A 23336-nucleotide genomic window follows, 5' to 3' on the forward strand; every position below is an offset into this window, starting at 1 on the left:
AGTTTTTCGCAGGACTGCTTGAATTGATGTCGCTAGGGCCCCATATGGGGCCTTAGTGCCTTTAAAGGAATAATCATGTCGAGCACGCTTGACCTCCCCGAAGAACAGATCGAACTCCCGCTGCTGCCGCTGCGCGACGTAGTGGTGTTTCCCCACATGGTGATCCCGCTGTTCGTGGGGCGCCCCAAATCCATCAAGGCGCTCGAGAACGCCATGGAGGCCGGCAAGAGCATCCTGCTGGTGGCTCAGAAGTCCGCTGCGAAGGACGAGCCGTCGGCGGAAGACCTCTACGATCTCGGTTGTATCGCCAACATCCTGCAGATGCTCAAGCTGCCCGATGGCACCGTGAAGGTGCTGGTGGAAGGTGTGCAGCGTGCCCGCGTGGTGTCCGTCGAAGACCTGCGAACCCTGTTCGTCGCCAAGGCCCAGCCGATGCCGCTGGCCGATGTGCCGAACAACGAGGTCGAGGCAATGCGCCGGGCCATCATCAGCCAGTTCGATCAGTACGTTAAGCTCAACAAGAAGATTCCGCCGGAAATCCTCAGCTCCCTGTCGGGTATCGAGGAGCCGGGTCGGCTCGCCGACACCATCGCCGCGCATCTGCCGCTGAAGCTCGAGCAGAAGCAGGAAATCCTCGAGATGTTCGATGCCGGTCAGCGTCTTGAACGTCTCCTCAACCAGCTCGAGACCGAGCTGGACATCCTCCAGGTCGAAAAGCGCATCCGTGGCCGCGTCAAGCGCCAGATGGAGAAGAGCCAGCGCGAGTACTACCTCAACGAGCAGGTCAAGGCCATCCAGAAGGAGCTCGGCGAGGGCGAGGACGGCGCCGATCTCGAGGAGATGGAGAAGAAGATCAAGGCTTCCGGCATGACCAAGGAAGCCACTGCCAAGGCCCAGGCCGAGCTCAAGAAGCTGCGCCTGATGTCGCCGATGTCGGCCGAGGCGACCGTGGTCCGTAACTACATCGAGACCCTCGTCGGCCTGCCGTGGAAGAAGAAGTCGCGCATCAGCAAGGATCTGGCCGAGGCTGAGAAGGTGCTGGACACAGAGCACTACGGCCTCGAGAAGGTCAAGGAACGCATCCTTGAATATCTTGCCGTGCAGCAGCGTGTTGACAAGCTGAAGGCGCCAATCCTGTGCCTCGTCGGCCCCCCGGGTGTCGGCAAGACCTCTCTCGGCCAGTCGGTGGCCCGTGCCACCAACCGCAAGTTCGTGCGCATGAGCCTCGGCGGCGTCCGTGACGAGGCCGAGATCCGCGGTCACCGTCGTACCTACATCGGCTCGATGCCGGGCAAGATCCTGCAGAACATGTCCAAGGTTGCGGTGCGCAACCCGCTGTTCCTGCTCGACGAAGTGGACAAGATGGGCCAGGATTTCCGTGGCGATCCGTCCTCGGCACTGCTGGAGGTGCTCGATCCGGAACAGAACTCGACCTTCGTTGACCACTACATTGAAGTGGAATACGACCTGTCGGACGTGATGTTCGTGGCTACCGCCAACACCCTCAACATTCCGGCGCCGCTGCTCGACCGGATGGAGGTGATCCGCCTGTCCGGCTACACCGAGGACGAGAAGGTGAACATCGCCCAGCGCTACCTTGTTCCGAAGCAGATGAAGAACAACGGGATCAAGCGTGAGGAACTGTCGGTTACCGAAGACGCGATCCGCGACATCGTCCGCTTCTATACCCGCGAGGCGGGTGTGCGTGGTCTGGAGCGCGAAGTGTCCAAGGTCTGCCGCAAGGTGGTGAAGGCGCTGGTGCTCGGCAAGCGCAAGGCCAAGGTGGTCGTCAATGCCAAGACCCTCGACAAGTACCTGGGGGTACGCAAGTACTCCTACGGCGTTGCGGAGAAGGAAAACCAGGTTGGCCAGGTTACCGGTCTCGCCTGGACCGAAGTGGGTGGCGAACTGCTGACCGTTGAAGCTGTGGCACTGCCGGGCAAGGGCAAGATCATGACCACCGGCAAGCTCGGCGAGGTCATGCAGGAGTCCATCCAGGCGGCACTGTCAGTGGTACGTCGGCGCTCCAAGTCGCTGGGCATCCAGGAGGACTTCTACCAGAAGTCCGACATCCACATTCACTTGCCGGAAGGCGCGATTCCCAAGGACGGTCCGTCGGCCGGCATCGCAATCAGCACCGGCCTGGTGTCCGTGCTGACCGGTATTCCGGTGCGCTGCGATGTGGCGATGACTGGCGAAATCACCCTGCGTGGTGAAGTGCTGCCTATCGGTGGCCTGAAAGAGAAGCTGCTGGCTGCTGTCCGTGGTGGTATCCGTACCGCGCTGATCCCTGAGGAGAACGTCAAGGATTTGACCGACATTCCGGACAACGTCAAGAACGAGCTGGAAATCATCCCGGTCAAGTGGATCGACCAGGTGCTCGAGCATGCGCTGGAGCGCAAGCCAGAGCCGCTGCCGGATGTGCCGGCTGCCGAGGTGGCCGTTGCCGCTCCGGCGGAAACCCCGGACAACGGTGGTGTGGTGAAGCACTAATCGGCTTATCTGTTTCCTGCATCGACCCATTGGGTTGATGCAGGCTTTCGGATCGATAAGAAAGACCTTGAGCGGCTTGCCGTCGCTCAAGGTCTTTTGCTTTTTGCTGCTTTTGTTTCTCGCGGTATTTACGGCAGCGGCCCGAAGCGTGACGGCCGCGGGCTGGTCTTCAGTTCTCCAGCCCCCGTACTAGCCGCCATTGCTTGACCAGCGCGTAGATCGCCGGGATCACTGCAAGGGTCAGCACTGTGGAGGAGAGCATCCCGCCGACCATCGGTGCGGCGATGCGGCTCATCACCTCCGAGCCGGTGCCGGTGCTCCACATGATCGGCAGCAGGCCGGCCATGATTGCGACGACCGTCATCATCTTCGGGCGCACGCGTTCAACGGCGCCTTCCATCACCGCTTCGTACAGGTCGCCCACGTTGGGCACCCGGCCGTCGGCACGGCAGCGCGCCTTCAGGGCTTCCCAGGCGTGGTCCAGGTAGATGAGCATCACCACGCCGGTTTCTGCCGCGACGCCGGCCAGCGCGATGAAGCCGACTGCCACTGCGACGGACAGGTTGTAGCCGAGCAGCCACATCAGCCATATGCCGCCGACCAGCGCGAAGGGTACCGACAGCATGACGATCAGCGTTTCGGTGATGCGTCGGAAGTTGAGGTAGAGCAGCACGAAGATGGTCAGCAGCGTGATCGGGATGACGATCTTCATCTTCTCGATGGCCCGCTCCATGTACTCGAACTGCCCGCTCCAGCTCACGTAGTAGCCCGGCGGAAACTTGACCTGATCGGTGACGGCCTTCTTCGCGTCGGCCACATAGCCACCGATGTCCCGGTCGCGGATGTCCACGTAGATGTAAGCGGACAGCAGCGCATTCTCGGTGCGGATGCCCGGCGTACCCTTGGCGATGCCGACGCGGGCAACTTGGCCCAGCGGTACCATCGCGCCGCCCATCGCGGGCACCAAAACCTGGCTGGCGATCTGCTGGGGATCGGAGCGGAGCTCGCGGGGGTAGCGTACCGTCACGCCAAAGCGCTCGCGGCCCTCGACGGTGGTGGTGACCATCTCGCCACCAAGCGCACTGGCGATGACGTCCTGCAGGTCGCCGACGGCGAGGCCGTAGCGGGCCAACTGTTCCCGGTCCGGCTCGATGTCCAGGTAGAAGCCGCCAGTGATGCGCTCGGCGAAGGCGCTGGTGGTGCCGGGCACGGTCTTCACGACGGCCTCGATCTGCTTGGCCAGCTTCTCCATCTCGTCCAGCTCCTTGCCGAAGACCTTGATGCCGATCGGCGTGCGGATGCCCGTGGACAGCATGTCGGTGCGCGCCTTGATCGGCATCGTCCAGGCATTGGCGACGCCGGGGAATTGCAGGGCTTGGTCGAGCTCGGCGATCAGTTTGTCGGTGGTCATGCCCGGCCGCCATTCGGACTGGGGCTTGAGGTTGATGACGGTCTCGAACATTTCCGGCGGAGCCGGGTCGGTGGCGGTGTTGGCGCGGCCGGCCTTGCCGAACACGGACTCCACCTCGGGGAAACTCTTGATGATCTTGTCCTGGGTCTGCATCAGCTCGGCGGCCTTGGTCATCGACATGCCCGGCAGGGACGTGGGCATGTAGAGGAGGGTGCCTTCGTTCAGCGTCGGCATGAACTCGGAACCCAGGCGTGACGCCGGATAGACCGACACGACCAGGGTGAGCACGGCCAGCGCGATGGTCAGCTTCTTCCAGCGCATCACGGCGGCGATGATCGGCCGGTACAGCCAGATCAGCGTCCGGTTCACCGGGTTCTTGGCCTCCGGCATGATCTTGCCGCGGATGAACAGCAGCATCAGCACCGGCACCAGTGTCACCGACAGCATCGCAGCCGCCGCCATCGAGAAGGTCTTGGTGTAGGCCAGCGGCGAGAACAGGCGACCTTCCTGGCCTTCCAGCGTGAACACCGGCAGGAAGGAGACGGTGATGATCAGCAGCGAGAAGAACAGCGCCGGGCCGACCTCCTTGCAGGCCGCCAGCATGGCCTCGAAGCGCTCGGCGGTGGTGTGTCCCTCGGGCAGGCGCTCCAGGTGCTTGTGGGCGTTCTCGATCATCACGATGGCGGCGTCGATCATCGCGCCGATCGCAATGGCGATGCCGCCGAGGCTCATTAGATTGGAGTTCATGCCCAGCAGGCGCATCGCGATGAAGGCCATCAGCACGCCTACTGGCAGCATCAGGATCGCCACCAGCGCGCTGCGCACATGGAGCAGGAAGACCACGCAGACCAGTGCCACGATGAGCGACTCCTCGATCAGCGTGCTCTTCAGGGTTTCAATGGCGCGGTGGATCAGCTCGGAGCGGTCATAGACGGTCTGTACCGACACGCCCTCCGGCAGGCCGGGGCCGATCTCGGCGATCTTGTCCTTCAAGTTGTGGATCACTTCCAGCGCGTTCTGGCCGTAACGGGCCATCGCGATGCCGGCCACCACCTCGCCGTCACCGTTGAGTTCGGTGAGGCCGCGGCGTTCGTCCGGCGCCAGTTCGACGCGGGCGATGTCACGCACCAGCACCGGCGTCCCGCCTTCGGCCTTGACGACCAGTGCCCCGATGTCGTCCTTGCCGCGCAGATAGCCTTTGCCGCGCACCATGTACTCGGTCTCGGCCATCTCCACCACGCGGCCGCCCACGTCCCGGTTGGAGTCGCGGATCACCTGGGCCACCTTCATCAGCGGAATGCCGTAGGCGCGCAGCTTCACTGGATCGACGGTGACCTGGTAGGTCTGCACGAAACCGCCGATGGAGGCCACCTCGGCGACGCCGTGGGCCTTGGCCAGCTGATAGCGCAGATACCAGTCCTGGATCGTGCGCAGCTCGGCCAGCGTTTTCTCCTTGGCGATCAGCGCGTATTGATAGACCCAGCCGACACCCGTGGCGTCCGGCCCGATCTGCGGCGTCACGCCCTTGGGCATGCGCCCGGCGGCAAAGTTGAGGTATTCGAGGACCCGCGAGCGGGCCCAGTAGATGTCGGTGCTGTCCTCAAAGATCACATAGACGAAGGAGGCGCCAAAGAAGGAGAAGCCTCGCACCACCTTTGACTTGGGCACCGACAGCATGGCCGTGGTGAGCGGGTAGGTGACCTGGTCCTCGACCACCTGCGGCGCCTGGCCGGGGTATTCGGTGTAAACGATGACCTGCACGTCGGAGAGGTCGGGCAGGGCATCAATGGGCGTGCGCAGCACCGCGAAGACGCCGGCGAGGGCGACGAACAGCGTGGCGAGCAGGATCAGGAAGCGATTGCGCCCCGACCAGTCGATGAGCTTGGCGAGCATGGGGAGCGTCTTGTCAGTGTCCGGCGTGGGCCTTGGCTGCGGGGGCGGTATCGACCGGCTTGACCGTCGTGATCACCCATTCCCCCGGCTGGCGTTCGACGAACTCGAAGTTGACCCGAGCACCGGGCTTGAGGCTTTGCTGCAGAGCGGGATTGGCCAGCTTGAAGTCCATGGTCATCGCCGGCCACTTGAGGCTGGGCACCGGATCGTGGCTGAGGGTGACGGTGTTCTCCTTCGGGTCTAGCCCCTCTACCGTACCTTCTGTGCGATGGCCGACGGGTGCGGCTGCAGGCTTGGCGTTGTGGTCGGCATGGCCGAAGCCGTCCAGCGCGGCCTTGAGATTGCTCTCCGCGTCGATCAGGAAGTTGGCGGCGACGACGACCTGTTCGCCGGCCTTGATGCCTTGCAGGACCTCTATGTGGTTTTCGCTGCGGCTGCCCAGCTTCACCTCCCGCGGCTCGAAACGGCCTTCACCGTGGGCGACGAGGACGATCTGGCGCGTGCCGCTGTCAATGACCGCCGAGTTCGGCACGGTCACGACCTGCTGCCGTCCGCCGACCGGCAGCTCCAGCTGCGCGAACATCGCCGGCTTCAGTTGCAGGCCGGGATTGGGGAGTTCCACGCGGACGGGCACGGTCCGCGTCTCAGCATTGAGGGTCGGATAAACATAGCTCACCTTGCCCTCGAAGACCTTGTCCGGATAGGCGTTGATGCGTACCTTGGCCGGGCTGCCGTTGCGAATCAGCCCGATGTCCTGCTCGAACACGTCGGCGACCACCCATACGGACGACAGATCGGCGACCTGATACAAGGCCTCGCCCGGCATGAAGCGCATGCCTTGCAGGGCCTTCTTCTCCGTGACGATGCCAGCCACTGGCGAGCGGAAGGTGAGCGTGCGCTTGGTGGCGCCCGACTTGGCGAGGGCGCGGATCTGCTCTTCCGAGATGTCCCAGTTACGCAGGCGCAGCAGACTAGATTCGGCAAGCTGCCTCATGCCGCTCTGGGCCTCGCTGCCTGCATCCTTGAGCGCTTCGACGCCCTGGGCGGCGATGGCGTATTCACGCTGGGCAGAAACCAGCTCCGGGCTATAGACCTCGAACAAGGGTTGGCCCTTGGCGACCGGCTGGCCGGTGACATTCACGTGCAGACGCTCGACGTAGCCCTCGAACTTGGGCGAGATCGCGAAGCTGCGCCGCTCGTCGATCTCGACCCGGCCCGCAGCACGCACCGTGCGGTCGAGGCTGCGCAGTTCGGCGGCTTCGGTACGCACGCCGAGTTTCTGGACCTTGTCGGTGCTGATCTTTACCGTCCCGGCGGTGGCTGGCTCGTTGTCCGCTTCGCCTTCATAGACCGGGATGTAGTCCATCCCCATCGGGTCCTTCTTGGGTGTCGGCGACGTGTCCGGCAGACCCATCGGATTGCGGTAGTACAGCAGCTTGCGTTCCTTCTTCGCGCCGTCCGTCGGCACCGCAGCGACCGGACTGCTCGTCTGCTGCGGGCCGGCCGAGGGGCGTTGCCCGAACCAATAGCCGCCACCGGCAGCGAGGGCGACGGCGAGGCCGACGGCAATGCCTGCGCCTGCTTTCATAGGTCTTCTCCGAGAATGCGTTCGATTTCTGCAAGGCGCAGCTGTGCTTCGGCCTGGGCCTTGATGCTGCTCTGGCGGGCCTGCTTGATCTGTCGCTGAGCGTCGAGCAATGTGGCGAAATCCACTTTGCCGTTTTCGTAGCCGGCGAGGGCGGCCTTGAAGCTGAGCTCCGCTTGCGGCAGCAGGCTGGTGGTGGTCAGCGTTTCGGTCTGGCGGGCGGACTCAAGCCCAGAGAGATTTTCTGCGAGCTCGCCGAGCACCTGATTGGCGGTTGCGTCGCGGCGGGCACGGGCGGCGGACAACATGGCCTCCGACTCCCGCTCCTGAGCGCGGCGTGCGCCTTGCTGCAGCGGCAGGTTCAGCTCGACCATGAACTCCCATTCCCGAACGGCGCCCTGGTACTGGATCGGCGAGATGCCCAGCGTGAAGTCCGGGTAGCGGTTCTTGTAGGTGAGTTCGCGGCTCTTCTCGGCGGCCAGAATGCGCGCCTCGTCGGCGAAGATCTGCGGGTTGCGCGCCCGCACACGTTCTTCGAGCGTGGCTGGATCGAGCCTGGCGGCGGCTGGCAGTGGGCGCAGACGTTGGGGCTGCGCCAGCGCCGCGGTGCTGGGCCGGGCCAGCAGTGTGTTGAGCCGTGCCTGCAGTTGCCGGTGTTCGTTCTGCAGTGCGATCAGCTCGCTCTTCATGCTGGTCTGTTCGACTTGGGCGCGGATCACGTCCTGCTGGGCGGCCAGACCGCCGGCGTAACGCACCTGGGCGATCTTCTCGAGGCGCACCATCAGGTCGAGGATCTCGCGGGTCAGCTGCTCATTGCGGGAGACGTACTGGAGCTGGGAGTAGGCAGTCTTGATGCGGGCGGACAACTCGGCCCAGGTGCCGCTGGCCCGGCCGCTGGCGCTGCGGGCGTCGAGCTCGGCGATCTCCCGCTTGAGATCCCGTTTGCCCAGCCAGGGCACATCCTGCATCAGCAGGTAGCGTGTGCTGCCGACCTGGGCTGGCAGCAGGGCCGGATTCTGGTCGCCCATGCGGGTGATGTCGCGCAGCTCGGTGCGCAGCTTCGGGTCGGGCAGGGCGCCAGCCGGAGTCACCCGCTCGGCCGCGGCGTCGGCCTCCAGGCGCATGGCCGCGTAGTCTGGATTGCGCTCGCGGGCGTAGGCGAGCAGGGACTCCACATCGCCGCCGATAAGCGCTTCCTGCGCCTGCGCGCTCACACCGATGGCACATAGCAGCACGACAAGAAGCCTCTTGGCGCGAGATGGTATTCGCGTTCTCATTGTTTGCTCCCGGAAAATCCTTGGGACCAGGTCCGGCGCGCCTCGCAATCTGGCGATGCCGGATTGCGTGCTCACTTGCGCTTCAACTCGACGACGGTCATCACGCCATTTACTTGTTCCGCCGCGAAGAGGATCTGGTCGCCGGCCTTGAGCTGGTCAAGCCAAGCGGGATCCTTTACGCGGAACATCATCGTCATCGCCGGCATGCCGTTTGGCAGCGGGCCGTGGGACAGGGTTACGCGTCCGGCTGTCTTGTCCACTTTCTTCACAAGGCCTTCCGTTAGCGCAGCCGGCGCCGCGGCCTGTCCGCCGTGATGGTGCGCATCGGCCGTTTGAGGCTTTTCATTGGCCGCGAACGTCGGCATGGTTGTTGCTGCGACTAGGGCTGCCAGAGTCATCGAGAGCACGGTCTTCATGAAATGTCGTTCCTGGGTCAAGGCTGTCGCAGGCTGGCTGGCGAAGGAGTCAGTCGTCTGGACAAATGGTTTTCACTGGAAAAGGATGACCCATTGTGACTAGGTAACGCCGACGGGAAGCTGTCTCCGGGATTACTTTTTTGTAATGTTTGGCGCGCCGCGCGGCCGGATTTGCCACTCATTGTTGTGCGACCGGCAAAAGTGGTTTGCCGTCACACTTCTGTTTCAAATCGTCGAGTGGGGTTACAGTGCAGGTATCGGCACGCCGATTCAACCTTTGTGTTTCAAGATCCGTCCCAGAATGAGTGAAATAGCCCCCCAACTGTCGTATGTCGGCTCCTGCGAATTACCCACGCAGTGGGCCAAGTTCCAACTCCACGGCTTCGTCGATGAACGCACCGACAAGGAGCACGTTGCCCTGACCCTGGGCGACATTGCCAACGGCGAGCCGGTGCTGGCCCGCGTCCATTCGGAATGCCTGACTGGCGATGCGCTGTTCAGCCAGCGCTGCGATTGCGGCGCCCAACTGGAAGAAGCGCTGCGGCGGATCGCCAAGGCGGGCAGGGGCGTGCTCATGTATCTCCGCCAGGAGGGACGCGGCATCGGTCTGATCAACAAGATCCGCGCATACCAACTCCAGGATGGCGGCGCGGATACCGTCGAGGCCAACACCGCCCTCGGATTTCCGGCCGACATGCGCAGCTACGAGTTGTGCAAGCCCATGCTGGCACATCTCGGTGTCGGGGCACTGCGCCTGATGACCAACAATCCGCGTAAGGTTGCCGCCCTGATCGACGTTGGCATTGAGGTTGTCGAGCGTGTTCCGCTGGAGGTCGGCAATACCTGCTGGAACCAGCGCTACCTGTCCACAAAGCGCCGCAAACTAGGGCATCTGCTCACGTCCGAGCGGGCATGAACGTCGCGTCGCCGACCGTGGCCGAACTGTTTGCGCATTACTGGTCGGCACAAGAGATCGCGGTCAATCTCATCGTTTTCGCCAATCTGCTTGGGGCGCTGCTGCTCGGTCTGGTGGTGGGCTACGAGCGCAGTTACCATGGCCGGGCCGCAGGGATGCGGACCTACGGGCTGGTCTGCATGGCGTCCTGTGCGCTTACTGTGATCGTCGGCTATCCGGGATCGTGGTACGGCGGGAATGCGCTGGCGGAGTTGATCGGACATGCACCACCCGACCCCACGCGGGTCATCCAGGGCATCGTATCAGGCGTCGGCTTCCTGGGGGCGGGCGTGATCATGAAGGAGGGCCTCAACATCAGCGGCCTGACCACCGCGGCGTCGATCTGGTCCTCGTCGGCGATCGGTGTGCTGGTGGGCATCGGTTTCTATTCGGCGGCAATCCTGCTGACGCTGCTTTCCGCTGCGTTGATGATGTGGGCTTCGCGGCTGGAGAAATGGTTACCTTCCCGCCACGCGGTCTCAATCGTGCTGCGCTTCCGCGCGGGCTTCCATCCCAATGAGGCGGTACTGTCATCAATCGCCCGTGCGCGGGGCTATGAAGTTGCTACGGGGTCCATCCAGATCCACCGCTCCAATGACTGCGAAGAGTGGCGTTACGTGGCAGTCGCCCTCAACAAGGAATCAGCGGTGTCGATTGCCACTTTGTCTGCGGAGTTGCGGCATTTCGACGGCATCGAAGAATTTCATCTCTCCTACGCGCGAAACTGACGGCGAGAATGTGGCAGGCGCCGCCTCAAAAACAAAAAAGCCCGCAACCGCGGGCCTTTTCGTGTGTTTCTGATGCTGCTTGAGACTGCCTGAACCAGTCGTCTGGTCCCCCGACAGGAATTTAATTTAAAATCTTAACTACTGATTTATATAGTTTTAAAAAAACAAAAAAAGAAATATACCGACAAAAATACCGTCACGTCTGTGAGGTGACAGCAAAATTCAGCATCTACTCGTCCTGCGAATCTACAAAGATTCTCTCCCGACTGAAGCCTTTTGAACTTGCGCGAAAGTTCGTACCAGCTCCAGAAAACAAAACGCCAGGACAGGCCCGGCGTTGCTCGAAGAATGTAACTTAGCCCGTCCTCATCTTTTCGCCGCACGCTCAATGCGCTCTTTCAGATCCTCCGGGGCGTAGAAGACAAAGGATTGCCCTTGCTTGAACTTGTCGAGGAAGCCTAAGGCCTCCAGCTCAAGCAGGTCGGTTCGGGCCGTTTGATAAACCACGCTGTGAAACTGCTGATGTGCACTGACTCGATACGCCTCGCCTGGATTGCGAAGAGCGTGGGTGAGGAGAGTGATCTGCCGGTGGTTGAGTCGTCCACGAAGCGCCGGTGAGCCAGCCAGCAGGCGCTGGGCATCTTTCTGTTCGTTGGTCTTGCGGGCAAGGTAGGCGTACAGCGCTTCGATGGACTTACGGATCGTGCCGAGCTGATGGAGAATGAAGTAGGTTGTGTCTCCTCCATCGGTTTCCGTGTGCAGGTAGGCGGTGACGTACTGGGCCGGCGCCTGGCGTAGAAACTGGGAGATGGAGAGAAACTCCATCAGCCAGTAGCCACTCCGGGCCATTGCCCAGTAAAACAGCGCACGAGCGGTGCGCCCGTTGCCATCCGCGAAAGGGTGGTCGTAGCCAATCATGAAGTGCAACAGAATGGCTCTCACGACCGGATGCACGAAAGGGGCACTCCCTTCGTCTGCATTTGCAAAGGCACACAGGCGCTCCAGGCGTGAAGGAAGTTCAGCCCAGTGCGGTGGATCGTGCAGAACCGTGCCGCTCCGGTTATCCACCACTTTCACGTCGTCGCTTTGCCGCAGGCGCCCGGCATCGGAAGGGTCGTCTAGCGTGTCGGCGGTCAGCATCCGGTGAAGCTCCAAGATGCGTTCCGGGGTGATGGGCTGATCCCGCAGGCTCCGGATGTGCTCCATCGCGGTGTAGTTGTTGAAGATCATCGCCTCGCTGCGGTCCTTTGGGCGGCGTCCTTCCAGCAGCATGGCTTCCGCTACCCGCCGGGTCGTTGAAGCACCTTCCAACTGGCTGGAAGTAATTGCTTCCTCGATCAGTGAATGCAACAGGTAGCGTTCACGATTCTCATGGATTGGGGCGCTGGCTGGCGCCTGGATCTGACCAGCGGCATCCCGGTCGATGTGGTGCAAATGGATCTGCACCGCCTCCGGTACGGCAAACCTGAATGGCTGTCCATGGCGGTCCAGCAGTGGCAGGAGCTTGAGGAGAGGAGTTCGCGCCAACCAGATCGACAGCCACCATTCTTCCGAGGAGAAGCCTTCTGGCGGTTGCCGGTGCCGAAGCTCATCCCAGTGCAGATAGCGCCCTGAAGTTGTGGCCTCCTGCAGTTCGATCAGTCGAGCGAGCTTATTGGGTTGAAGCTTCGCCAGGAAACCTGTCGGGTCTGGAGGCGAGAGGGGAATCTTCATGTGGCTACTAATTTGTGTATGTTTTAGTAGCGGTTAGTGTATGCCAGATCCAGCGCTTCAGGTAGCAATAAGCTACTAATTTATGTATTAATTAGTAGCTCCATGCATCCCAATGCAGTGGAGCACTGATTGGGATTCCAGGTGTCAGTGGTGCTACGATCTCCAGGCATTCCCTCGGTCGGGAGAGTTCTCACAGGACCATGAGGCAAGCGGGCATGGCTGAGAACAACGCAGCACCAATAGCCCAGCGACCACCTTGATGCACCGAACCGTTCTCTAGCGAAACAGATATACAAGTCATTGCGATAGCCGGACATTGACGGCAGCTTGCTGGGGGCGTTTCCTTCAAAGGGACTCACTGGTTCGATCCCAGTACCGCCCATCTCCAGGATGCGGGACATGGGCCTACATGACCTTGCACCCCATGCAAGTGCGCGACTGAATCTTGTCGTCATCTCGCTTGCGCCGACGCCCGAAGGCTTCCCCGGCTCCCTCAGCCCTCGATCAATGCCTAGGAGGACGAGCTGGACTCAGGCTGTGATCCCTCCAGCCGAAAGTGACTTGCGTCATTGCGCCCTGCAACCTTGGCTCCTAGGATTACTTTAACTGCATACACACGCATCGTAGAGTCCAGATTGACAAGCTTTCCACGGCAGCAGCCCTGATTACGGAGTATATCCTGGATGCAAGATGAGGCTGCCTCAGTGTGAGGTCATGGTTTCGGAAGCGAGGTTCTACGGACGGTTCGGTGTCGTGCCTTTTTGAAATCAGAGGGGGGAAGGAAGCGTTGAACAAGGACGAGCTGCTGAAAGCCATTGAGACTCGAAATACATACGCCATATTTGCAAATGCCTTTCGACAGCACAGTTTGGACGTGATCGGCCAAGGCTGGCCTGGAACGAAGCTCAAGCTGGAGTGGCTGCTGAACAATTCTCTGCTGGCTGCTGACACCCTTGATGAGCTCAAGGGCATCTATGTCGAAAACATCTTGTACGCCCAGAAGGCTGTTACGCTATGGGCCATCGATCGAGATGTTGCGCGACAACTCTTCGACCGACTAGAGGAGTTCGTCGATCCGGACAGCCCCTATCGGGCCCTCTATCCGCTGCCTCTCCCGGACCAAGAGCTCAGAGGGCTTCGGCTGGGTATCCCGACCTACGTGCACGATCTGGGCAATCGAAAAACGCTTGTCCTGGGCTCTAGGAGAACGACCTCGAAGGAGGAAACACTTCCTCCGGAGTCCATTTCAGATGCTTTGAGAGATCAAGGCTTCGTCGAACTGGTGGGGAGGCGGAATTTCGTGTCTCCAGTCTTCGATAGCATCACCGTAACGCCAGCCAGTGGCTTGGTGGAGATGCGGATCGATTTGGCCAAAGGCGTTTCCGAGCGGGAGATCATTAGTCTCCGGGAAGGGCTGCGCACCAAGTTCAACCAGCGTGCGCGGGAGGTTCTGGGGGTGGATGTTCTGCTTGATCAACTTCCGCTGAATCTCTGGCCGGCACTGCGACCGCTCTATCAGGGGGATGATTGGTCTGTGCAGCGCCTCGGCCATGTAAACGAAGGAGGCTACATCAACGCGAACCGCGGTCGTCACCGCACGCAAGATGTTCGGGATGATAATTATCACCGTGCAGGCGAGGGAGCGGTTGCTAACCTTCAGTTATGGAGCGTCACTGCCGTATTTAGCTCCCCAGGAGGGTATGCAACGCCAACGCTGTCACTTGAGGGTGACTCTCGCCTCGTTAGCGTGCAGCAACCCCATTTAGACCTTGCCAGAGTCTGGGATTGTGCTTGTGCGGAAGACTATTATCAGGTGCTTGACACACTGCTCGCGTGTCTTCCCGCACAAACGGAGACCCAGTCCGAGAGCAACGCCTAACTAATGCTGCTTGTCATAGCTGAAACCCCATGAACAGGATGGACACAATCATGCGTGAAATCGAAGAATTGTTCGGCCCAGCCGAGCCTGAAATCGCGCGCGTGTGCGGGTCCATCATTAGGTTTATCTGTAGCCAGCCACGCCCGGACAGGTTGCATCTGACATTTAGTCTCTTGAAAGATACGACGAAGCCAAACAGCGACAGGGCTTTGATGTTGGCCGTCCAGTACCTGTGCGGTGCTAATGCACAAGTACTGGAGATGAATTTTGAATTCGTGGACGAGGACGGTGAATACCACCCTATCTCGAGTTCCGAGATCGCCGAGGCACGGAAGAGTCACGTGTTGGGACATCCGGTTACCGGAGAGCTACTGAGTGATTTCGAAGATCGGGTGCTGGTGTATTTCAAGCCGACGACTCCGGCAAGATTTGCGCCGGAATGCAGGGGATAACGAGTGCTGGATGAGGACAAACTGCGTGCTTTCGTAGCCATGGCTCCTGGGGACTGGCGGATCGAAAGATTCATCGAGCGATGCACTGCTAGGACTTATGAGGAGTTCGTAACTATCCTCTACAAGGACTTGGATAACCTCCTTTCGGAAATGCAGTTGTCAAAGAACTTTCTCCATGACAAGTCCGAAGACGACATCACAATGGGTTTGGTTCAGTCACTCAACCAGTTGATGTACCACGCAGACCACGATCCAATGAAGAACGGCCACGTTGATTTTTTTGTGGAAGGGCGGCAGCCCGATTTTCATTGGATGGGCGAAGCAAAGCTGGATTCAGGGCCTTCGACTCTGGAGGGCGGGATGCGACAGCTGTGTGATCGGTATTCGACTGGGGGGCACGGACAGTCTCACGGTGGTGTTTTGGTTTACATCAAGGGGGCGAAGGCTGCAGTTATCTTCAAGAACTGGCGTGACCATGTTGAGCAGATCGATGACCCGGATAGTTTTGAGCAGCTCAACGTGTCGGATTGTCCTTGCAGTAAGTCCCCTTTTAGATTCCAAACTACGCATGTTCATAGCTCAAGCGGGCTACCCTACACGGTTAGGCACATGGGCGTTCATTTGCACCACAACCCTACTGATCGAGTGACTACCTGATGGATTCAGTCCTGCCCCTGCGAATGAGAGTCACTACGCATGAACAGGGGTTGGAGCAGGCTGTGGGGAGATTCCCGCATTAGAACAAGGCACCGACCGGTGCATGGTCTGCACGGGTCGTTCGTTTTCCCCAATACGTCTCAGACAGGCACTGACAAAACTGACACATCTAGGATCTGTCGGTTTTGTCAGTGCGGCTCAGGCGCACATGGGCCGAAATTTTCATCCTCAGTGCCGAGCGGCAGCCGATGGCACCGACTTCGGATTGACCACAAACAGCACCCGCGGCTTGGTACGTGAAGGCTCCTGCCACTCCTCCAGGTGTCCCAGTTCCACCAGCAGCCCAAGCCCTTCCGCCACGCGCTTGGGGTCCGACAGGCCCGACCAGCACGCCCGCTGAATGTCCCGCGTGCCGAACCCTTCCCGCGCCAGATCCCCTTTCCTGATCCGCTCCAGAATCCGCCGGGCCGTATCTGCCTCGCTGCCCTGGGCAACCCCGTAACACCGCCGGGCGTGCGTTTCCAGATACACGGCCCAATGCAGAGCCCGCAGTGTCGAGGCGAGGCCGACCGGGCCGCTGTGCCCGTCCCCAAGGTGGAAGGTCAGGGCCAGGGCGGGGGCCAGCTTGCGGTACTTGGCCAGATGGGATTCCAGGGCGGGGTATAGCTCGCCCGAGCGCAGGCCGGCTTCGAAGCCGGTGCGCCAATCGGTGAAGGCTTCCAGGGCTTCCGGATCGAAGCGCAGGAAGGGCAGGCCGTCCTCACCTTCCTGTTCGGCCCCGCGGGCCAGGGCATCGAGGGCGTCCAGCTCGTCGAACACGGCGAAGGCCATGTCTTTGGCAGGGCCATCCGGGTAGCGGTCCACGTTCTTCCAGGTGCCACCGGTCTCCGGCCACACCAGCAGGCCGAAGCGGGCCAGCATGCCGTCATCCGATGCCCCACCACGCAGCGTGGCGCGCAGGTATTCCCCGAGGGGGCCGGGCTGGGCACCGCCGATTACGCCCAGGCACACTGCCGGCACACGCCGATGGCCGCGGCCGATGCGGTCGAAGGTCCAGCCGTCCTTGCCGTTCCAGCCCGTCATCAGGAAGGCACGCAGCTCGGCGGCATCTTCCCGGTCCAGGCCGGCGAGCCAGCCGGGCAGCTCGTCGCGGACCACCAGCAAACCGCGGGGGTTCTCGATGAGCTTCTCGGCCAAGGCTTCCACGGTCGCGCTGGCCACAGTGTAGCGGCGAAGGATCGGGGCTTCATCCGCATCGGGTGTGAGGAAGCTGGCCACGTCCACCAGGGCATTCGGGTCCTTGCGGAGTGCGCGGGTCGCTTCCGACTTGCGGGCTTCGGCCCGAGCCTTGGCGATCTCGGCTTCGGCTCGCCATTGCCCCTGGGCCTGCGTCCATTCCTCGAGCGCACGGGCTTCGAGACGCACGATGGGTGCCAGGGCTGCCATCATGGCCGGGCTCTTCATCATGCCGGGGCGCCCGACGATGCAGCCCCACAGGTTGGGAAACTCCTGCCAGTCGCTGCGGGCCTGGGGACGGATAGCACAGCGCCGGCCAATCAGGTTACCGGCGGCGGCCACCATCGGCACGGCGACGAAATCCGGCGGGCACTGCATGCGGTCGGCCACGTCCTGCACCCACGGCCGCAGCCGATCCGGCAACAGCGCGTAGTCGAACGGGGCGACCGGCGCGAGGCCTTCCGGCAGCGGCAGGGGATCGGGCCAGGAGGCGACCGGCCAGGTGCGGGGATCGCCCAGCGCCGGGGCCAGGGCGGCCCGCTCTTCAAGGCGGGCCGGCTCATAGGGTGGCGGTGCCTTCATGGCTGCACCTCCTGCCCGTGGGCCTCGCTGACGATGAACTCTGCCGCCGGCGTGCCGCCCGGCCGCAGCAGGATCAGCCGCTTGGGGCGTGCCGACACCAGCTCGGCCAGCAGATGGCGCAGGCGCACCCCGTCCGGCGCCGGTGGCGGCACCACCAGCACCGACAGGGCTGCCAGGTAACGCCAATCGAGGCGGGCCGGATGAAAGCCCGGCGGGCAGCAGATCGCCGGACCCAGGCCGGTGACCGGCCCAGCCGGCCAGTGGTCGAGGAAGACCACCACCTGGCGCTGGCTGGGCACCAGATCCCGCGCACGGGCGTCGGCTAGGTCGCGGGCGTAGGCCGGCAGGCGTCGGCCCGGGGAGCAGCGCCAGGCGGGAACGAGGGGATCACTTCGGGGATTACTCATCGTGGTTTCCCCATTGATACATGAATGCCTCGTAAGCCGCGCTATCAAAGCCAAGTCCTGCATTGGCGCGGAGCAGCAATTCCTTCTCGGTCAGATCATCCAGGTCAGTGCCCAAATGCTTGGCCGAAGCAGACAGCCAACGGGACAGCAGATTGAAGAAGCCGACGTATTGGCCCCGTAACGCACTAAACCGCGGACTTTGTTCGGTGACTTTACGCCTTGCCATGGCGACGCCGCCTTCCTGTTCATAGCGAACCATCAAGGCACCAACGACGGCGGTCAGCCAGAAATAGACAACCCCATCCTCGTTTTCCCGCATCGCCTTGAGGAACTCGAGCGCCATGGCTTCACCCGTCTCATACCCGCCGACGTAGCCCCCAGTAGGGGGAACATTCCAGAACGGCGCATCAGACACGGTTCGAGGCCCTGCGACGAAGGACAGGTTGCGGATCGCGCACTTGCCGCGGGCTTTTCGCTTCAGGGAGATGGGCGGCTCACCGAGGAATTGGGGCTTGAGCTTGGTCACCGCCTCAAATTTCCTGATCGTCTTGGGGCGCACTTTGATCATTTTCCGACCCTCCTGACAAAGGTCAGGCGGAACGCCATCGCCGGGCCGGCAAGATAGCGCAGGGTGCGGTAAAGGGTAAAACGGGTTCGGGCGCTCATTTGCAGGCCTCCCGCAGTTCGTCGAGGGCCAACTCGAAGGCGCTCACACGCCCCAGGTAAAAGGCTCGGCCTTGGTCGGTTTCCTGTTCGGCCAGTTGCCAGCTGTCACGAAGCTTGGCTTCAAGGAAGCTGAGCGTGCAAATGAGAGTCAGTGCCGGCGTAGGGATGTGCGCCGGCGCAGTGGTGCCTGCATGGTTGAAATGCATGGTGATGCTCCTTGTGTGCGGTTTGTTTCTCCGCAGCCCCTTCCTACAGGGGCGGCGGAACCGTGCGGGGGTAGGAATACCGGACACAAGGAACCGGCCAGCCTTACGGCTGCCCCGCACGGCCCGCCATTGGACAGGCGCAACCATGCAACCGACGTGAAAAAGCCGCGACGAACGCGGCCTCATCGGCCTTGTGAATTCCGGGTTCCTACGCCCGATCACCACTGTTTAGGTGATGGTGGGAGTATCTGCCCGGTCGTGCACGAACGTCAAGCCCGAGAGCAAAATTTCCGGAATCGTTTGGCATGTACTCTTGAGGCATAAAATCGAACTGTTCCAGCGAAGGAGGAAGGCCATGCGCCCAGACGATCGGGATGTGTTCGCCAACGAAGTGCGTTCGATCATGAATCAGCACTTCCATGCACTTCGGGCGCTCATCTTTGTGGCGAAGGCCGATCGGGCATTCAGGGAGGCCGAAAAGCGTTTGCTTGCCTTGTTCTTCAAGCGAGTGGCAGGGCATCGAATGGATACTCCGGAACTGGAGGCGGCGTGCATGCGTGAAGTCAGAAAAATGCCGGAGCCGACCTCCGGTCAGTTTCGGTACTCCGTACGACAGCTCGTTGATCGCCTCCCTGACTATCGAATGGCTGTCTGTGCCACCGCCCGGGCAATGATCAACACTGACAAGGTACCAACCGACGCGGAGGCCGAAGCCTTCTTCCATCTCATCGACAAACTGCAGATCGATGAGGCGTTCACGACACCCTCGCCAACTCCTGGAGAACGCTGACGACAGCGTTGGCGGTCTCATAGCTATCGAGCTTAAGCGTCCTGGTTCCAATGCTCCCCAGATTCACATTCATGATCACTGGCGCACTGGTGCTGCGAGTTGGGGTACTTACTGCGGGCTGATTGCTTGCCGCAGTGCTGCTGGCCGCTGCTGCCGTCCTTCTCTGGGCCTCTGCCGCGGCGGCGGCCGCTGCCTGCTGCTCGATGGCGCCATACTGCAAGCCCTGCAGCGACGAGTAGTTCGAAGGGTCCTGTGAGGCCTTCTGGTAGTAGTAGTTGAAGACCTCTTCGAAAACCCGGGCCTGTTCGGGGGTCTGGGTGTTCCGGACGGCAAGGGCGGGCACGTTGGGCCCGGTTGTGACCACCTCACCGTTGGTATTCCGCACGAAGCCATCCTTGGCTTGGCCGGCGGAACGAATCGATGACGCCAGCCCGTCGTAACTGGCTGCCGCACGATCGGCCGATGCGGCCGCCTGATCGGCGGACGAAGACAAATCGCCGAAGCTGGATTTCAGCTCATTGGTCTCATAGGAGAGCTTGCGCATGCGGTCCGCGACCAGATCGTACTTCTCGGCTTCCAACTGCTTGGCCCGCACATTGGCTTCCATCAGATCCAGTTCGGCCTTCTTGGCTTCGGTCAGGCCGCCAGAGGCTTCCAGCTCTGCCCGCTTGGCCTTGGCGACGATCTCCATGGCTTCCGCCTCCTTCTTAGCGGCCACGGCCTGCGCTTCGCTGATTTCCAGTTCGATGCGCCAGACGGCGATCTGAGCCTGAGCGATTTCCTTCTCGTTGCCCCGTTGCTTGGCGACCTCCAGAATCGTGTTGGCCCGGTACAGGTCATTTTGCAGGGCCGATTGCTGGATGCCTGCCGCGCTCTTCTCCGCGGCGACATGGCGCTCGGCGGCGGCGGTCGCATCCGCCAGGGCATCCCGGTACAACAGCAAGGCCTTCGCCCGGGCCTCGTCGGCGGCCTTCAGCTCGGCTGAGACATTGACGCCCTGAGCGTTGAGGGCCGACAGGCGTTGATACTCAGTTTCGGCCGCCTGCCAGGCGTCGCGCAGGGCATACACCTGCTTGGCGTGGTCGGCATACACCGAGTTCGCCGCCTCGGCCTGCAGCGTGGCCGAATGAGCCGCTGCGGTGGCTTGGGTGGTCTTGTCGGCTTCGGCCTGCTTCGATTCGATGGTCTTCTGCAGCGTCTCCCGCAGTTTTTCCTTGGACTCCGTCAGTTTGCCGTCGGAATCCCGCTCCTGCTCAAGCGCAGCCAACTTGGATTTCGCAATCTCCAGGTCCGCCCGAACCTGCGCATCCAGCGCCCGCAAGGCTTCTTCATGGGTTTTGGCCGCTGCCGTGGCTGCGTCGAGCTTCTCGACCTGGGTGCCGAAGGTATCCGCGAAAGCCTTGAGGGAAGCGGCTTCCGCATCGCGGGCCTCACTCAAGGTCTTCAGATTGTCGATCTGCTTCTTGCTGGCCTGCTCGACCTGGGTGTACGCGTTCTCCACCTGCAACCAGTTGCTGGATGACGCCACGGCCTTCTTTCCAGCCTCCTCGGCTGCAGTACCGGCTGCTTGCTGCGCGTCGGCAGCGCCCTGAACCGCCTTCTTCTGCTTGTCGAGCTTGGCTTGTACCTCATCGGCAGCCTGGCTGACTGCTTCCTTCCATCGTGCAATGGAATCGATGGGGTGCTTCCAATCGAAGGTCGCAATGGCGCCGGCAGTGATGCCGAACGTCTTCCCCAGCAGGACAAAGGCGCCGGTCAGCCCGCCAATGGCGATCCCCACCTGTTCGATCACCACGACGAGCGCACGGAATAGCCCGGTATCACCGATGACCTGCATGGTGTCGGTGATCGCATTCTTGAGGCGGGCCCACTGCGCCACAAAGGTATCGTTGTTGGCCTTGCCGACCCCGTACATGTCGGTCAGGCCTTTGGCCAAGGCCGGAAGCAGGTCTTCGGCCAGCACGCTTCCGCTCTCGACCATCTTGGTCAGCTCGGCCACCGTCAGGCCAGCGCCGTTGGCTGCCGCCTTCATGGCACCAGGCAGGTGCTCACCGAGCTGTCCCTTCAGCTCCTCCATCGCGACCGTGCCCTTGCTGGCCATCTGATTGACCGCGCGCAGGGCATCGTTGGTTTCAGCGCTGCTCTTGCCCAGGGTCGCCATCGCACCAGAAACCGCTTCGAAGACCCGGCGGGCGCCGTCGCCTTCCAGGGCCGTACCCTTGGTGGCGGCGGTGAGCTGCGCATAGGACTTGGATGCCTCGCTGACGTCGATGCCCAACCGGTTTGCCGCCGCTCGGACATATTCCATTTCCGCCGTGGCCTTCTCGACGTTGCCGGTGAGCAGCGTCATGGTCCGGGCAAAGCTCTCGGCCTGGGCGTTGGCTGTCACAAACAGGCCGCCAGCCTGGAAGGCCAGATAGACCCCGCCCAGTTGCGCCACCAGCCCGGCGAACTCGCCGGACAGCGTCTTGGTCGTTGCGGAAAGGCGGGCGGAGGCGCCCCCCGTGGAGTCCATTTCGGCCCGTAGCACCTCGATCCGCGCTTGGCCTGCAGCAAAGGCACGGTCGAAATCGGTGCCCGACACCTTGGCGTTGGAGGCCAGTTTCAGAAGGGCCTGATTGACCTGCAGGATGTCGGCTTCAATGGCTGCGGTGCTGCGCACGCCCGCCGTGGAGAAGGCGTCGGACAACGCCTTCTTCGTCCGGTTGGCGTAGGCCTCCACGGCTGCCGCCTCTTCCGCCCGCTGGGCTGTCGCCCGGGCAGCGGCTGCCTGTGCTTCCGCATAGGCCCGCTTCTCCACCTCCAGCAACTCTTGCGCGGCGAGCATTTGGCGGGTTTTGTTCATCTCGACGATCTGGGCGAGACGGTCTTCCTCGGCCATCTGGGCGGCCATTGCGGCCTTGCGCGCCTCAAAGGCGGATTGCTGTTCCGCTGCAGCCTGACTGGCACTGGTGAGCGCCGAAGTCAGGCGGGCCTGCTCGGCAGCGAGGTTCTTGGTATCGACGCCAGCAGACGCTGCCGAGCTGCGGGCGGAGTCGAGCACATCCTTCTGACGTGTCCACGCCTTCTCGGCGGAGGCCAGTTCCCGGTTGGCTGATTTCAGCTCACCTTGAAGCAGTGAAATTGCCTGCCGGCTCGCACCGGCGCCCTTCGCATCGGCAAGGGCTTTATCCAGGGTCTCCACCTCCTGGCGGGCTTCGCGAAAGGCACCCCAAGCCTGCTTGGCGCCGGAGATGGCGGTTTCCAGCCCATCGATTCGGACCTTCTGACTGGCCAGGATCTTCAGTTCATCGGCCAGCGCCAGAAACTTCGGCGCGGCTTCGCCACCTTCTTTGCCGAGGGCTTCAATCTGTTGGGCGAGCGCCAGGACTTTCTCGTCGCCCTCGGTTTGCGCGGAGATCGTCAGTTTGACGGTCTGATCATAGGCTATTGCCACGGACCACCTCCTTGATGACTGGAACAGTCTTCGAACCGACGATGTCTTCGACCGTCGCCACGATCAGCTGGACAAACGCATCCGGATCACCGGCCATCACTTGGCCAATGGCCATGCGGAACGGATGGGGCCCGGCAGCCAATTCACGAGCAAGGGTCAGGACGTAGTCCCTCACCGCCGCATGCGTGGCTTCATCCATGGTCAGAAGTTCGTATTGCGTGCTCATGCCCGTACTCCCTTCCGGCTTTCAAGCCAAAGCAGCAGATCGAGGCGTCGAATGCGGTTGCTCCGCCCGAGCTTGATGACGAGATCCCCGAAGCCGAGACGGTTCTGCCGCTTCCAGGCGTAGAAGGCCGCAGTGGAGATGTTGAACGGAGGTGCCGCCAGATCCTTGGGGCTCAGCAGATCTTGAAGGCTGTCACCCAGCGCCGCGATATGCGGCGGCAGGGTAGAGGACGTTCGGGCCTGTGCCCCCGAGGGGTTCGATTGATCGTGCATGGTCTGTATCACTTGTGATGGAACAAGACCAAACGATATGAATTGCTATGGTTCGT

Annotated in this window: 19 protein-coding genes; 7 read left to right on the plus strand and 12 right to left on the minus strand. The window is 61.8% G+C overall.

Annotation, left to right across the window (positions count from 1 at the left end; translation table 11 throughout):
* Positions 1-75 precede the first annotated feature (75 nt).
* The gene (gene lon, locus ACE3RX_RS10420) at positions 76-2493 is read left to right on the plus strand and encodes an endopeptidase La (protein ID WP_374483080.1); all 2418 of its coding nucleotides are present in this window, start codon (positions 76-78) and stop codon (positions 2491-2493) included.
* A 169-nt stretch (positions 2494-2662) separates the two neighbouring features.
* Here the strand turns inward: lon and ACE3RX_RS10425 are convergent, their stop codons facing one another.
* The 4 genes from ACE3RX_RS10425 to ACE3RX_RS10440 form a co-directional block, all read right to left on the minus strand.
* The gene (locus tag ACE3RX_RS10425; RefSeq protein WP_374483082.1) at positions 2663-5797 is read right to left on the minus strand and encodes an efflux RND transporter permease subunit; all 3135 of its coding nucleotides are present in this window, start codon (positions 5795-5797) and stop codon (positions 2663-2665) included.
* A gap of 13 nt (positions 5798-5810) precedes the next feature.
* Positions 5811-7385 (minus strand): efflux RND transporter periplasmic adaptor subunit, encoded by a 1575-nt coding sequence (locus ACE3RX_RS10430; RefSeq protein WP_374483084.1) that lies wholly within the window; start codon positions 7383-7385, stop codon positions 5811-5813.
* Positions 7382-8617, minus strand: a complete 1236-nt coding sequence (locus ACE3RX_RS10435) for a TolC family protein (protein WP_374483086.1) — start codon at positions 8615-8617, stop codon at positions 7382-7384. The genes ACE3RX_RS10430 and ACE3RX_RS10435 overlap by 4 nt, the downstream gene beginning before the upstream one ends.
* Before the next feature lie 113 nt (positions 8618-8730).
* Positions 8731-9075 carry a copper-binding protein gene (locus ACE3RX_RS10440; protein WP_374483088.1) on the minus strand — a complete coding sequence of 115 codons (345 nt, stop codon included), beginning with the start codon at positions 9073-9075 and terminating at the stop codon, positions 8731-8733.
* Positions 9076-9376: 301 nt separating this feature from the next.
* On the opposite strand from ACE3RX_RS10440, the gene ribA reads away from it, so the two are divergent.
* Both ribA and ACE3RX_RS10450 read left to right on the plus strand, forming a co-directional pair.
* Entirely contained in the window at positions 9377-9991 is a 615-nt protein-coding gene (ribA, locus tag ACE3RX_RS10445) for a GTP cyclohydrolase II (RefSeq protein WP_374483243.1), read from the plus strand.
* Positions 9988-10758: an MgtC/SapB family protein gene (locus ACE3RX_RS10450; RefSeq protein WP_374483090.1), complete on the plus strand. Its 771-nt coding sequence runs from the start codon at positions 9988-9990 to the stop codon at positions 10756-10758. Before ribA ends, ACE3RX_RS10450 begins: the two co-directional genes overlap by 4 nt.
* Positions 10759-11124: 366 nt before the next feature.
* On the opposite strand, the gene ACE3RX_RS10455 is transcribed toward ACE3RX_RS10450, so the two are convergent.
* Positions 11125-12471, minus strand: a complete 1347-nt coding sequence (locus tag ACE3RX_RS10455) for a Fic family protein (RefSeq protein ID WP_374483092.1) — start codon at positions 12469-12471, stop codon at positions 11125-11127.
* 787 nt (positions 12472-13258) lie between these two features.
* On the opposite strand from ACE3RX_RS10455, the gene ACE3RX_RS10460 reads away from it, so the two are divergent.
* Genes ACE3RX_RS10460 through ACE3RX_RS10470 form a run of 3 tightly spaced genes read left to right on the plus strand, consistent with a single transcriptional unit; the run spans position 13259 to position 15459 of the window.
* Positions 13259-14350 carry a hypothetical protein gene (locus ACE3RX_RS10460; RefSeq protein WP_374483094.1) on the plus strand — a complete coding sequence of 364 codons (1092 nt, stop codon included), beginning with the start codon at positions 13259-13261 and terminating at the stop codon, positions 14348-14350.
* A gap of 50 nt (positions 14351-14400) precedes the next feature.
* Positions 14401-14802 (plus strand): hypothetical protein, encoded by a 402-nt coding sequence (locus ACE3RX_RS10465; RefSeq protein WP_374483096.1) that lies wholly within the window; start codon positions 14401-14403, stop codon positions 14800-14802.
* A 3-nt stretch (positions 14803-14805) separates the two neighbouring features.
* On the plus strand, positions 14806-15459 hold the full coding sequence (locus tag ACE3RX_RS10470) for a hypothetical protein (RefSeq protein ID WP_374483098.1): 654 nt from the start codon (positions 14806-14808) through the stop codon (positions 15457-15459).
* 228 nt (positions 15460-15687) lie between these two features.
* Here ACE3RX_RS10470 and ACE3RX_RS10475 read toward each other — a convergent pair whose 3' ends face one another.
* The 4 genes from ACE3RX_RS10475 to ACE3RX_RS10490 form a co-directional block, all read right to left on the minus strand.
* The gene (locus tag ACE3RX_RS10475; protein WP_374483100.1) at positions 15688-17277 is read right to left on the minus strand and encodes a YfjI family protein; all 1590 of its coding nucleotides are present in this window, start codon (positions 17275-17277) and stop codon (positions 15688-15690) included.
* Positions 17274-17684, minus strand: a complete 411-nt coding sequence (locus tag ACE3RX_RS10480) for a hypothetical protein (RefSeq protein ID WP_374483102.1) — start codon at positions 17682-17684, stop codon at positions 17274-17276. The genes ACE3RX_RS10475 and ACE3RX_RS10480 overlap by 4 nt, the downstream gene beginning before the upstream one ends.
* Positions 17677-18252 (minus strand): hypothetical protein, encoded by a 576-nt coding sequence (locus tag ACE3RX_RS10485; RefSeq protein ID WP_374483104.1) that lies wholly within the window; start codon positions 18250-18252, stop codon positions 17677-17679. The genes ACE3RX_RS10480 and ACE3RX_RS10485 overlap by 8 nt, the downstream gene beginning before the upstream one ends.
* A 94-nt stretch (positions 18253-18346) precedes the next feature.
* Positions 18347-18556: a hypothetical protein gene (locus tag ACE3RX_RS10490; RefSeq protein ID WP_374483106.1), complete on the minus strand. Its 210-nt coding sequence runs from the start codon at positions 18554-18556 to the stop codon at positions 18347-18349.
* A 355-nt stretch (positions 18557-18911) separates the two neighbouring features.
* Here ACE3RX_RS10490 and ACE3RX_RS10495 point away from each other — a divergent pair, with 355 nt between their 5' ends.
* Positions 18912-19346 carry a hypothetical protein gene (locus ACE3RX_RS10495; RefSeq protein ID WP_374483108.1) on the plus strand — a complete coding sequence of 145 codons (435 nt, stop codon included), beginning with the start codon at positions 18912-18914 and terminating at the stop codon, positions 19344-19346.
* Here the strand turns inward: ACE3RX_RS10495 and ACE3RX_RS10500 are convergent.
* The 3 genes from ACE3RX_RS10500 to ACE3RX_RS10510 are packed head-to-tail and all read right to left on the minus strand — an operon-like array spanning position 19312 to position 23280.
* The gene (locus tag ACE3RX_RS10500; protein WP_374483110.1) at positions 19312-22782 is read right to left on the minus strand and encodes a tape measure protein; all 3471 of its coding nucleotides are present in this window, start codon (positions 22780-22782) and stop codon (positions 19312-19314) included. The two genes, ACE3RX_RS10495 and ACE3RX_RS10500, sit on opposite strands and share 35 nt — an antisense overlap.
* Positions 22766-23008, minus strand: coding sequence for a hypothetical protein (locus ACE3RX_RS10505; RefSeq protein ID WP_374483112.1), 243 nt, complete (start codon positions 23006-23008; stop codon positions 22766-22768). Before ACE3RX_RS10505 ends, ACE3RX_RS10500 begins: the two co-directional genes overlap by 17 nt.
* A complete protein-coding gene (locus ACE3RX_RS10510) occupies positions 23005-23280 on the minus strand; it encodes a hypothetical protein (RefSeq protein WP_374483114.1) in 276 nt (91 codons plus the stop codon). The genes ACE3RX_RS10505 and ACE3RX_RS10510 overlap by 4 nt, the downstream gene beginning before the upstream one ends.
* Positions 23281-23336 lie beyond the last annotated feature (56 nt).

The organism is Zoogloea sp. (genome assembly GCF_041914405.1).
Classification (GTDB): Bacteria; Pseudomonadota; Gammaproteobacteria; order Burkholderiales; family Rhodocyclaceae; genus Zoogloea.

What these genes read in the sequence shown, in the direction of transcription:
- ACE3RX_RS10455 (WP_374483092.1), bottom strand. Translation starts at nt 12,471, where the DNA reads ATGAAGATTCCCCTCTCGCCTCCAGACCCGACAGGTTTCCTGGCGAAG.
- ACE3RX_RS10480 (WP_374483102.1), bottom strand. Translation starts at nt 17,684, where the DNA reads ATGAGTAATCCCCGAAGTGATCCCCTCGTTCCCGCCTGGCGCTGCTCC.
- lon (WP_374483080.1), top strand. Translation starts at nt 76, where the DNA reads ATGTCGAGCACGCTTGACCTCCCCGAAGAACAGATCGAACTCCCGCTG.
- ACE3RX_RS10505 (WP_374483112.1), bottom strand. Translation starts at nt 23,008, where the DNA reads ATGAGCACGCAATACGAACTTCTGACCATGGATGAAGCCACGCATGCG.
- ACE3RX_RS10510 (WP_374483114.1), bottom strand. Translation starts at nt 23,280, where the DNA reads ATGCACGATCAATCGAACCCCTCGGGGGCACAGGCCCGAACGTCCTCT.
- ACE3RX_RS10490 (WP_374483106.1), bottom strand. Translation starts at nt 18,556, where the DNA reads ATGCATTTCAACCATGCAGGCACCACTGCGCCGGCGCACATCCCTACG.
- ACE3RX_RS10465 (WP_374483096.1), top strand. Translation starts at nt 14,401, where the DNA reads ATGCGTGAAATCGAAGAATTGTTCGGCCCAGCCGAGCCTGAAATCGCG.
- ACE3RX_RS10475 (WP_374483100.1), bottom strand. Translation starts at nt 17,277, where the DNA reads ATGAAGGCACCGCCACCCTATGAGCCGGCCCGCCTTGAAGAGCGGGCC.
- ACE3RX_RS10450 (WP_374483090.1), top strand. Translation starts at nt 9,988, where the DNA reads ATGAACGTCGCGTCGCCGACCGTGGCCGAACTGTTTGCGCATTACTGG.
- ribA (WP_374483243.1), top strand. Translation starts at nt 9,377, where the DNA reads ATGAGTGAAATAGCCCCCCAACTGTCGTATGTCGGCTCCTGCGAATTA.
- ACE3RX_RS10425 (WP_374483082.1), bottom strand. Translation starts at nt 5,797, where the DNA reads ATGCTCGCCAAGCTCATCGACTGGTCGGGGCGCAATCGCTTCCTGATC.
- ACE3RX_RS10440 (WP_374483088.1), bottom strand. Translation starts at nt 9,075, where the DNA reads ATGAAGACCGTGCTCTCGATGACTCTGGCAGCCCTAGTCGCAGCAACA.
- ACE3RX_RS10495 (WP_374483108.1), top strand. Translation starts at nt 18,912, where the DNA reads ATGCGCCCAGACGATCGGGATGTGTTCGCCAACGAAGTGCGTTCGATC.
- ACE3RX_RS10485 (WP_374483104.1), bottom strand. Translation starts at nt 18,252, where the DNA reads ATGATCAAAGTGCGCCCCAAGACGATCAGGAAATTTGAGGCGGTGACC.
- ACE3RX_RS10430 (WP_374483084.1), bottom strand. Translation starts at nt 7,385, where the DNA reads ATGAAAGCAGGCGCAGGCATTGCCGTCGGCCTCGCCGTCGCCCTCGCT.